At 71.5% G+C, this 8,709-nt stretch carries 13 protein-coding genes; 6 read left to right on the top strand and 7 right to left on the bottom strand.

Features of this window, described 5'->3' with window-relative positions:
* Nucleotides 1-73 precede the first annotated feature (73 nt).
* On the bottom strand, nucleotides 74-472 hold the full coding sequence (locus tag ACFWUQ_RS22920) for a WYL domain-containing protein (RefSeq protein WP_384540970.1): 399 nt from the start codon (nucleotides 470-472) through the stop codon (nucleotides 74-76).
* 298 nt (nucleotides 473-770) lie between these two features.
* Between ACFWUQ_RS22920 and ACFWUQ_RS22915 the strand changes: the two genes are divergently transcribed.
* Entirely contained in the window at nucleotides 771-971 is a 201-nt protein-coding gene (locus ACFWUQ_RS22915; RefSeq protein ID WP_360711005.1) for a hypothetical protein, read from the top strand.
* A 183-nt stretch (nucleotides 972-1,154) separates the two neighbouring features.
* Nucleotides 1,155-1,451: a hypothetical protein gene (locus ACFWUQ_RS22910; RefSeq protein WP_133900245.1), complete on the top strand. Its 297-nt coding sequence runs from the start codon at nucleotides 1,155-1,157 to the stop codon at nucleotides 1,449-1,451.
* A 1,386-nt stretch (nucleotides 1,452-2,837) separates the two neighbouring features.
* On the opposite strand, the gene ACFWUQ_RS22905 is transcribed toward ACFWUQ_RS22910, so the two are convergent.
* The gene (locus tag ACFWUQ_RS22905) at nucleotides 2,838-3,209 is read right to left on the bottom strand and encodes a DUF6233 domain-containing protein (protein ID WP_384540968.1); all 372 of its coding nucleotides are present in this window, start codon (nucleotides 3,207-3,209) and stop codon (nucleotides 2,838-2,840) included.
* 213 nt (nucleotides 3,210-3,422) lie between these two features.
* On the opposite strand from ACFWUQ_RS22905, the gene ACFWUQ_RS22900 reads away from it, so the two are divergent.
* Entirely contained in the window at nucleotides 3,423-4,280 is an 858-nt protein-coding gene (locus ACFWUQ_RS22900; RefSeq protein WP_384540965.1) for a hypothetical protein, read from the top strand.
* Complete coding sequence (locus tag ACFWUQ_RS22895) at nucleotides 4,222-4,434, top strand: hypothetical protein (RefSeq protein ID WP_384540962.1); 213 nt, start codon at nucleotides 4,222-4,224, stop codon at nucleotides 4,432-4,434. Before ACFWUQ_RS22900 ends, ACFWUQ_RS22895 begins: the two co-directional genes overlap by 59 nt.
* A gap of 54 nt (nucleotides 4,435-4,488) precedes the next feature.
* Here the strand turns inward: ACFWUQ_RS22895 and ACFWUQ_RS22890 are convergent, their stop codons facing one another.
* Genes ACFWUQ_RS22890 through ACFWUQ_RS22875 form a run of 4 tightly spaced genes read right to left on the bottom strand, consistent with a single transcriptional unit; the run spans nucleotide 4,489 to nucleotide 7,447 of the window.
* On the bottom strand, nucleotides 4,489-5,775 hold the full coding sequence (locus ACFWUQ_RS22890; RefSeq protein WP_384540960.1) for a hypothetical protein: 1,287 nt from the start codon (nucleotides 5,773-5,775) through the stop codon (nucleotides 4,489-4,491).
* Nucleotides 5,772-5,903 carry a hypothetical protein gene (locus ACFWUQ_RS22885; RefSeq protein ID WP_384540957.1) on the bottom strand — a complete coding sequence of 44 codons (132 nt, stop codon included), beginning with the start codon at nucleotides 5,901-5,903 and terminating at the stop codon, nucleotides 5,772-5,774. Before ACFWUQ_RS22885 ends, ACFWUQ_RS22890 begins: the two co-directional genes overlap by 4 nt.
* Nucleotides 5,904-5,912: 9 nt before the next feature.
* Complete coding sequence (locus ACFWUQ_RS22880; protein ID WP_384540955.1) at nucleotides 5,913-6,986, bottom strand: hypothetical protein; 1,074 nt, start codon at nucleotides 6,984-6,986, stop codon at nucleotides 5,913-5,915.
* 53 nt (nucleotides 6,987-7,039) lie between these two features.
* Nucleotides 7,040-7,447 (bottom strand): hypothetical protein, encoded by a 408-nt coding sequence (locus ACFWUQ_RS22875; protein WP_384540953.1) that lies wholly within the window; start codon nucleotides 7,445-7,447, stop codon nucleotides 7,040-7,042.
* A gap of 342 nt (nucleotides 7,448-7,789) precedes the next feature.
* On the opposite strand from ACFWUQ_RS22875, the gene ACFWUQ_RS22870 reads away from it, so the two are divergent.
* Complete coding sequence (locus ACFWUQ_RS22870; protein ID WP_384540950.1) at nucleotides 7,790-8,011, top strand: hypothetical protein; 222 nt, start codon at nucleotides 7,790-7,792, stop codon at nucleotides 8,009-8,011.
* Nucleotides 8,011-8,262, top strand: coding sequence for a hypothetical protein (locus ACFWUQ_RS22865; RefSeq protein WP_384540948.1), 252 nt, complete (start codon nucleotides 8,011-8,013; stop codon nucleotides 8,260-8,262). Before ACFWUQ_RS22870 ends, ACFWUQ_RS22865 begins: the two co-directional genes overlap by 1 nt.
* A 93-nt stretch (nucleotides 8,263-8,355) precedes the next feature.
* Here ACFWUQ_RS22865 and ACFWUQ_RS22860 read toward each other — a convergent pair whose 3' ends face one another.
* The gene (locus ACFWUQ_RS22860; protein ID WP_384540946.1) at nucleotides 8,356-8,565 is read right to left on the bottom strand and encodes a hypothetical protein; all 210 of its coding nucleotides are present in this window, start codon (nucleotides 8,563-8,565) and stop codon (nucleotides 8,356-8,358) included.
* Nucleotides 8,566-8,709: the final 144 nt, after the last annotated feature.

Below are 8,709 nucleotides of genomic sequence, written 5' to 3'. Positions count from 1 at the left end.
GGGCGGGGGACCCGCCGCCGCCGCCCGATCCCCTGCCCCGGGGGGCCCGCCCGGCGGGGCGGGCCCCGCCCGCCTACGCGGCGAGCGACACCTTGGTGAGCGGGTAGTCGCGCTCCAGCTCCAGGTCGATCATCCGCTCGGCGCTGGACACGAAGTGCGCGACGGGGAAGGCGTCACCGGCCTTCTCCTCCGGGACGGTGAGCACGAAGCGCATGCGGTGGATGGTGTACGCCTTGATCTGCTCCAGGGTGAAGGTGCGCATCTCGCCCCGGGCGCGGCACATCGCGCGGACGATGATGCCGCCCTTGCCGGTGGTGAGGATGTTGTGGATCTCGATGGTGCGCACCGACTCGTCGCCCTTGCTGTCGACGTAGGTGATGGTCGTGGCGCGCTGACTGTCCATGGCGCTGATCAGGTGGGTCAGGGTGCGGGTGGTGGTCTGACCGGCGGTGATCTTCATGGAGTTCGACACGGGTATCTCCCTGGAGCTTGTGAGTTCGGGGGGTGTTGGCCGGGTGCCACTCCCGACCAACAAGACAACTATAACTTATACTCACCACTTCCGGGAAGCCGGAACGGCCTTTTTCTCGACCCGATTTCACATTCACCCATCCGGCCGCCCGCGTCGCGACGCGCGGCAACTCGCCGCACACTCCCGCTTGACGGAAGTGATGAGTAGAGATTATGGTTGTCTCAGTTGGTCGGCGGTGGCAGCCGGTCAGCGACCGCGAAACACGCACCGCTACAAATCCACAGCGAGGAGCCCCGAGATGGCCCGTACTTTCCACGACCGCCCCGCGCACCAGCAGCTCCAGGAGCGGCCCTGGATCTCTCACCTGAAGGACGGGAGCCGGAAGCCTCACCAGCAGGCGGCACACAAGCGGGACCGCGCGGCGGTCCGGCTGGCACTGCGCCTCGGCGTCGAACCGCCGCTGCCCCAGCGACGCTGCGTCGACTGGGAAATGCACTGAATCAGCTCCACACCAAGCGGCCTCACCTTCCGGCGGGGCCGCTTCGGCGTGTCCGCCCGACCGCACCCGGCCGTCGGTGAACCAACGCTTGACACATAGTGATTAATGCGTGGTATAGTTTTCTCATCGCGGTCGGCAGTGGCAGCCGACCCGAAGCCGTACACACGAATCGAGGAGCCTCAGATGAGCGTCATCACCTTCTGCTACAGCGCCCCCTGGACCGCGACTTCCAGCAAGTTCTGCGGCGCACTCATCGACGCCGGGGCAACCATCAGCGCGGGCGCCCGCCCCTTCTCCCTGTACGACCTGATGTGCAACCTGGACGACGAGGCCACCCTGCGCACCGCCCGCGCCGCCACCACCGACCCGGTGTCCTTCGCATACCTCGACGGTGAACTCGCCGATCTCGCCGCCGAGCACACCGAAATCCGGCACGCGCTCATCGGACGCTTCCCCGGTATCGAGCACCACCACATCTGACCGACCTCCCGAAGGGCCCCGCCACACGGCGGGGCCCTTCGGCGTTTGCCGCCCTCACCGGACCGGCAGCGCGGGCAGTCTTCGCGCGGGAGCGCACACGGCGTTCGGGGCCGGGCAGCGCAGGGGCCGCGCCCCATCCGGTAACGGGAACCGGGGATCAGCTGGGGCACGGACCGGACCGTGGGGGCCGGTCCGAGCTGGACTGGGCTGGACTGGGCTGGACTGGGCTGGTGACGGCCGGCCCGGCCCTGAGAAGAAGCAGGCCTCTTCCTCCGGCTATCGCGGAGAAAGAGGTGTCGTCGTGGCGAGGGGGCTTGCCCACGGGGCCTGACCAGGCACGATGTTCAAGATCAAAAAAGTGGGGGTCCCACTCCCGGTCACACCTCCGGTGCTACTCCTAGTGCACCTCTGCAAGCAACCCTCCAGCCCCCTTCCGGTGCAACTGTCGCGGGGCCGCGCCGGCATGGGCTTGCCCACCTCCGCAGAGCGCCGGAGAGGCCGGCTCCTGGCTACCGCTGACGGTGGTACCGAAGGTCGTGGCGGCCGGGCTCGCCGGACATCACGTCGTAGCAGTCCGGGCAGGAGAGGCCGAGCGAGGCGATCATCCAGCCCCCGATCGCGACGGTCGTCCCGCAGTTCCCGCAGTGGTCGACGTCGGGCGTGGGACAGGTTGCCGGGAGCGGCGCGGAGGTCCTGGTGCTGGGGTAGGTCGGGAGGTCCGCGGTCCAGGTGTGCTGCTGGTACTCGGCGCGGGCGTCCTAGGTAGAACCGTTCGGGAACGTCGGCGAATTCGTCGGCCTGGGGGCCGTGCACCTCGATGTCCCAGGCGGTGACCGACTGCCCGCACCGAGCTTCAGGGCGCGTTCCACGCTGCGCATGCGGGTGGCCGCCGGTCCAGAGCCGCGCACGCCCTTGTCGTACGGCGTTTGCACGTCCACGGCCGAGGCGCCACCGTGCTCCTGCACGGCCTGCGCGGTCGCGGCAGCGGCTGCCCGGGTCGGCCGCCTTCGCAGCCCTCCGCTCGTCGGCCCGGGCCTTCCGCTGCGCCGCGGCGGCCTTCTTCTTGGCCTCCCGCTCCTGCTCGGCGGCACGCTGGCCGGCCAGGGTGGCCTGGCGCTGTTCGTATTGCTCCAGGTTGGGCTGCTGGTCGCAGGCCCCGAGGTTATGTCCGCCGGATCCCCGCTCTTGGCCGTGGGCAAGCCTCTTGAGCTGGTGTTTTGCAGACTGGGCAAGCCTGGCTGCCTCGTGGGCAAGCCTTGGGCACACCGTCCTGGGCAAGCCTGTGGGTGCTGTGGGCAAGCCGGGTTCGGTGGGCTGGGCAAGCCGGTCGGCCCTGGGGGGCGGGGCCTGCGGGGAGGGAGCGGGGGCCGGTGGGCGCGAGTGGGCTCAGGGGTCGGTGATGCCGAGCTCTTGGGCGGCGGGGCAGATCGAGCAGGTTTCGACCTGGGGCTGACGGAGGGCATCGAGTGCCTGCTCGCGGGTGGTGGGCCGCGTCCGGCCTGAGGCGAGGCGGCAGTCGGCGGTGTGGACGAGCATGCACCCTCCCCTGCCGATGGGGATGGGGTGCTCCAGCTTCCACTCGTTGAGCGGGGTGACGGCCGGCCCGTTGCGGGCCGCGTCGGTGACGCGGTCCCGGCGTTCGATCTCGGCGATGCGGCCGCGGATCAGCTCCAGCAGCACCAGGCACCAGCGCTCCAACGTCCGCAGTCGCTCGACGTCGGGCGGCAGGAGCCAGTCGATGTCGCGTCCGGCGGGCATCGCCTACGCCTCCTTGTGGGGCTGGAGGTCTTCCGCGGGAATGCCCGTCCCCCCGGCCGCCGGCTCCGTGCGGCCCTGAGTGCGTCTGGGGCACAGGCAGGGCAGGGTTCTGTAGATCACCTCAGTATCGTACCTCTGTTCGAATACCCTGTTCCGCTTTCGGCGTGCCTGTTCGAATAAGTTTTCGATACGGTGGCTGTGGGAGGTGTCGCCGTGGACGACGAGCAGAGGGAACCGGCGGGCGCCGGCTCCCCCATCCTGCATCTGCGCTGCCCCGTGGACGTGGACCCGGTGATCTACCGGCTGCTCCTCGGCCTGGTGGCCGACGTGACCCCCGTGGTCCAGGCGGTCCCGCCATCAGTGCTCGTGACCGATGTGTCGGGGAGTATCCGCTTCTTCGACCGGGACCCGGCCGAACTCGGGCTGATGATCAGGACCCGGGCCATGGCGCTGTACGGGCTGCCGGTGGTGATCGGCGTCGGCCCGACCTGGTCGGTGGCCGCGATGGCCTCCCGGGACGCCCTGCGCAGCGGCTTGGTCGCCGTCGGCTCCGCGCCGGAGCAGGTGGCCGCGTTCCTGCACCACCGGCCGGTCGGGGAGCTCTACGGCATCGGGCCTACCCAGGAGCAGCGCCTGGTCCAGTTCGGGGTCCACACGATCGGTCTGCTGGCGCAGCTGCCGGAGGCGACCGTGCAGCGGGTCCTCGGTGGGCGGGCGGGCCGACAGCTGCGCGAGGTGGCCCGCGGCATCGACCGCCGGGTGGTGGTCCCGACGGAGCTCCCGCACAGCACGGCCGCGCAGCGGCGGTTCGCCCTCGACACCCTCTCCCCCGAGGCGGTCCATGCCGCGCTGCTGTCGCTGGCGGTCGAGCTCGGCGACCGGCTGCGGACCCGGCGCCAGGCGGCCAGGACGATCACGATGACCGTCACCCTGGCCGACCGCTCCCAGGTCCACCGAAGCCGCCAGCTGCCCGAGCGCGCACACCGAGGACCTCCGCGACACCGCGTACGAGATGTTCCGGGCGCTGGGCTTCCAGCGGGCCCGGGTCCGCGGCATCGCGCTGCGCTGTGAGCAGCTGGTCGACGCGGCCGCTGTCGCCGAGCAGCTCTCCTTCGACCAAGGCCGCGAGCGCAGACTGCGGGCGGAGAAGGCCATCGACCTGCTCAATGCCCGGTTCGGCTCCGGCACCGTGGGGCCGGCGGCCAGCTACCAGCAGGCCGGCTGACGCCTTCGGGGCGGGCGGCCGGAGGTCCGGCCGAGCCCCGCCCCGAGCGGTCGGTCAGCACCCGAAGTCGTCGAGGACCTTGCGCGTCGCGGCGTCCACCGGGCGGAGGGGGTGGGTGCTGCCGTCCTCGGCGGGCCCCAGACGCAGGGTCGTTCCCTGGCTGGTCGGGGTGACGAAGAGGACACCGTCCTCGACGCGGGTCTGTACCGCGCCGCTTCGGTAGGGGCTGACGGACAGACATCCGTCACCGAGCTCGCGCTCGAAGCGCTCGTACGGGCCGGCGAAAAAGTGCTCAGCCACGGGGCCTTGGCCCTGCCACACCACGATCGCGAGGAGTCCGGCGGCGATGCCGGGCGCCGCGGCCTTGAAGCCGGGAGCCTGGATGAGCCGGGGCCCGGTCCGGTGGACGATCGCGGTCCCCGCGAGCGCGATGGCCCCGGACGCCGCGAACAGCAGGGTGTAGTGGGAGAGGAGGCCGGCCCGGTTGCCGAAGGTCAGCGGAAGGGCCACGCAGGCCAGCACCAGCAGGCCCAGACCCGTCAGGGTCACCGCCTGGAAGCCGCCCAGCTTCGCCGGCCACTTCGTACGGGCCGGGACCATGTCTTCCTCGCGGCCGACCCACTGGGCCGCGCCGCGCAGTCGTCCGGCCGACGGGCGGGCGCCGTCGAGGCGGGCCTCGACGAGCAGGTCCAGGACCGCGTCGCCGAAGGCGAGGGCACGGCGGTGCACCGCGAACTCGTCGTCCTTCAGCCGGTCGGCCTCCTCGGCGCGGACCGGCTGGATGCGCAGCCCGGTGCCACCGGCGAACGTGAGGTTCACCGGATGTCCGGGATCGGGGAAGCCAGGCACGGTGGGGGCCGGACGGCCGCGCCCGTCCAGACGCACACCGCCGTTGCGCTCGGGGAAGTACTTCTCATACATCCTGGGGTGCCGGCGGTGGCCGTGGAGGCTGGCCTGGAGCGCCTCGGCCTGCTCGATCACCACGTCCAACAACGGCGAGGCCGGGGCGCTGCGCATCTGGCCGACCACCGCGGCTCCCGGAACCGCCTGCCACAGGCCGCCGGTCCGCCCCAGGACCCGGTCCTTCCACAGGTCGCGGACAGACCGCGGCCATACCCGGGCAGCGGGCAGGCGCCGCGGAGGCCGCCCGTCGGCGAGGTGCGCGCGCAGCAATGCGAGAGCGCTGCGCACGTAATCGGTCTCGGCCGCGTAGTGGACCGCCACCGCCGTGGTCCGCTGCCGTACGTCGGCCCCGGTCTCCTGCACCCGGTCGGCCGAGGCCCGGGCCGCGAGGGCCTGTGCGAGCAGCTCGGCGATTGCTCGTTCCCAGCTCCGGCTCATCTGCCATCCCCCTCCAGGTCGGCGTCCGTCGTCGTGAGGTTATCCGCCCCGATGCGCAGCAGCTGAGGGTTGGCGTAAAGCACGTACTGAGCGCGGGCGACAGGCTCGGGTTCCTCTTCGTGCGGCATGGCCTTTCCTCAGTTCTCGCTGTTGGGCTCGTCCGCGCCGGCCTTGGGTCGCTTGGTGCCCTTGCGGCCGTCGCGCAGTGCGGCGAGGAGCTCCTCGGGCTCGGGCCGCAGTCCGCTGCCCAGGTAGCGGATCCCTTCGCCTTCGGGTGCGGTGTCGGTGTCCTTGCCGATGGGGTGCCGGCGGCTGGTCGAGGTGCGCCATCCGTAGCGGGAGTCCCACACCGCGGCTGCGGCCGGCTGGTCGGTGTCGAGCAGCACGGCGGCGGCCACGGCGCCTCCGTCGAGCTGGCGCATCTCGACCTGGGCCTGCTGGGCGATGCCGGCTGCGGCCAGGACGTCGGCGGTGTGCTGCAGGTAGGGCTGGGCGCCGCGGGCGTGGAGCTCGCGCTCGGCGAACGTGACGGCGGCGCGGTGGGTGATGGCGGGGTAGCCCAGCTGGAGAGCGGCGTCCTTCAGGTCGAGGCCGGGCTGCTGCTCGACGAGGTCGGCGATGCGACGGCCGCGGAGGGTGGCCAGACCGGACTGCGCGGTGGGGAACTTGGTGATGCCGAGGGTGTCGGAGACCGTCTCCACGGTGACGGCGGGGTCGGCGTCCAGGAGCTCGGCGATCCGCGGCAGGATCTCGTCGCGGGGGATCATGTCGCCGCTGCCCTCGCGGCGGCCGCCGCCGGCGCCGCGGCCCGGCCGGCTGTCCTTGTACGCGATGACCAGGCGGCGGGGCCAGTGCTCGGTGCCCTTGGGGCCAGCGGGCACCAGGACCACGCCGGCGGCCAGGTCCGGGTCCTTCTTGTAGGTGTTCCAGGTGACGGGGGCGATACCGAGGAGTTCGGCGGCCTCGTGGCGGTCCAGGAGGTCCTCGTCGTCGTCGGCCTGGGGCAGCTCGGGGATGGGCTCGCCGGCGTAGTAGGCCTTGGTCTGCTCTGAGTCCCAGAGCTGGTTGCGGGCGCTGGGCGAGCTGATCGGCGCCGGGTGGCCTTCCGCCGCGTACGGCTTCTGGTTTCGGACGGTGACGAGCTTCTTGCCGAGGGCGTCGGCCAGGTCGGACATGGTCTGGACGTACTGCAGGCGTCCGGCGCGGATCATGTTCTTCTCCTTCATCACGGGGCGGGGTGCTTGTGGCGCCCCGCCGGCGGGTGTCAGTCGGTCGTGGGGTCGGGCAGGCAGTTCGGGTTGCACGGCGCGCTGGCTTCGGCGCCGCATCCGTCGCAGGGGCGGGCGGCCGCCTCGATGAGCGGGTGGAGGCGGGCGAAGGCACTGTCGGCGCTGGTGTGCGGGGTGAGGTTGCCGGCGGCGATGACGTACAGGGCGTGCGGCGGGTTGCTGGTGGTGCGCACCCGGATGCCGGCGGTGTCGCCCGGGCCGGCGGCGAGGCCGGGGATCGCCAGGACGCCGGCGGCGGGGACGGTGGTGACGCCGGCCTCGGCCAGGAGCTCGACGAGGCGGGCGAGTTCGGCCTCGGCGGCCGCGGCGGTGGCCGGCCAGGCAGGTGCGGCGCCCGCGGTCTGCGTCGGGCTGCTGGCGGGGTGGGTGAGGGAGAAGGACATGGGGCCTCCAGGGTGTCTGTGTGTGTTCGGTGCCGCGGGCTGCCACCACCCGCTAACAAGACAACATTACCTAGCTTACGTCATCATTGGCAAGTGGAGTGGACCCGCAACGCCGCGGCGTACGGATACACTCGGAGGCGAGATACGCCTCTCGGGTCTCCCGGAGTGTGTGTTTTCGGTTGGCCGGCGCCCTTGCCACCCGCCTCGGCGGAAGTGGGCGCCGGCCGCTTTCTTTTCCGCCGGCCGCAGGATGCCCCCGCGCACCGGGTGGTCTCCGCACCTCTTCGCCTTCCGGGTTCCGGTCGTGTACTCCTGCGCTAGCCTCGTTGCAGCATCTACGACTTGGAGGCCGCGATGCGGATCGTCTTCGACCCGGCCGAGCAGGAGGCCCTGCGGGCCGACGCGCGAGAGATGGCTGACGGCGACCCGCAGATCGCCTACGTCCTGGAGCGCCTGGCCGGCGAGGGCGTCGATCTGGACGCCGTCACCTCCTGGGAGGACCTGCGCGAGAACCTCGGGCAGCCCCCGCTCGACGACGCCGCTCCCACCTCGCACGTCGCCTGATGGGACGCCACGCACCCAAGCGCGCCCGCATCGTCTTCTACGACGTGGCGCAGGACCAGGTCGAGAAGATGAGGGAGGCCGAACGCCTCCGCCTCGACCCCGTACTGGTGGCCGTCTCCAGGAATCCCGAGATCGGCGTGCTGTCGAAGCACGGTGCGATCCGTGAGCACCGCGAGGGCGGCGTCCGGATCCTGTACGTGCCAACCGCCCTCGGCACCCTGGTCCTGGTCGCCTACGTGGAGACGGACTGACCCCTTCGAAGGCCGTGAACAGCCGGCCACAGCAGAGCCCCGGACGCGAGGTCCGGGGCTCTTGTCGTCGGGCCGCGCCCGGTCGACGATCCCTCAGGTGCCGTTCGGTGTCTGCGCGGTGCCGCGCTCGCGTCCGCCGTGGCCGAAGCGCTGCTGCGCGGCGTCCAGGATCTCGACCAGCTGCCGTCCGGAGCCGGACGTCGGCTCGCCGAGCTCGGCGAGCAGTTCGGCGATCTCCGCTTCGTCGAACTCGACGTGAATGCGGCGCTCACCGCTGCGGTTGTTGAGGTACACGCGTTCCATCAGGGATTCCTCCTCGGGTGGCTGGCTGTGGTGCGGTGGGATCAGCGGCTGCTCGTGACAGCGCGAGAGCGGCGGCGACCGTGTCGGTCAGGGCGGTGCACACCGGCACGCCGTAGCGGCGGGCCACGTAGATCAGGTACCTGT

It is taken from the genome of Streptomyces sp. NPDC058662, from assembly GCF_042716255.1.
Lineage (GTDB): Bacteria > Actinomycetota > Actinomycetes > Streptomycetales > Streptomycetaceae > Streptomyces.
This window is presented reverse-complemented; position numbering and strand designations above follow the sequence as displayed.

What these genes read in the sequence shown, in the direction of transcription:
- ACFWUQ_RS22885 (WP_384540957.1), bottom strand. Translation starts at nt 5,903, where the DNA reads ATGCCGCACGAAGAGGAACCCGAGCCTGTCGCCCGCGCTCAGTACGTG.
- ACFWUQ_RS22880 (WP_384540955.1), bottom strand. Translation starts at nt 6,986, where the DNA reads ATGATCCGCGCCGGACGCCTGCAGTACGTCCAGACCATGTCCGACCTG.
- ACFWUQ_RS22915 (WP_360711005.1), top strand. Translation starts at nt 771, where the DNA reads ATGGCCCGTACTTTCCACGACCGCCCCGCGCACCAGCAGCTCCAGGAG.
- ACFWUQ_RS22905 (WP_384540968.1), bottom strand. Translation starts at nt 3,209, where the DNA reads ATGCCCGCCGGACGCGACATCGACTGGCTCCTGCCGCCCGACGTCGAG.
- ACFWUQ_RS22875 (WP_384540953.1), bottom strand. Translation starts at nt 7,447, where the DNA reads ATGTCCTTCTCCCTCACCCACCCCGCCAGCAGCCCGACGCAGACCGCG.
- ACFWUQ_RS22910 (WP_133900245.1), top strand. Translation starts at nt 1,155, where the DNA reads ATGAGCGTCATCACCTTCTGCTACAGCGCCCCCTGGACCGCGACTTCC.
- ACFWUQ_RS22895 (WP_384540962.1), top strand. Translation starts at nt 4,222, where the DNA reads ATGTTCCGGGCGCTGGGCTTCCAGCGGGCCCGGGTCCGCGGCATCGCG.
- ACFWUQ_RS22860 (WP_384540946.1), bottom strand. Translation starts at nt 8,565, where the DNA reads ATGGAACGCGTGTACCTCAACAACCGCAGCGGTGAGCGCCGCATTCAC.
- ACFWUQ_RS22890 (WP_384540960.1), bottom strand. Translation starts at nt 5,775, where the DNA reads ATGAGCCGGAGCTGGGAACGAGCAATCGCCGAGCTGCTCGCACAGGCC.
- ACFWUQ_RS22865 (WP_384540948.1), top strand. Translation starts at nt 8,011, where the DNA reads ATGGGACGCCACGCACCCAAGCGCGCCCGCATCGTCTTCTACGACGTG.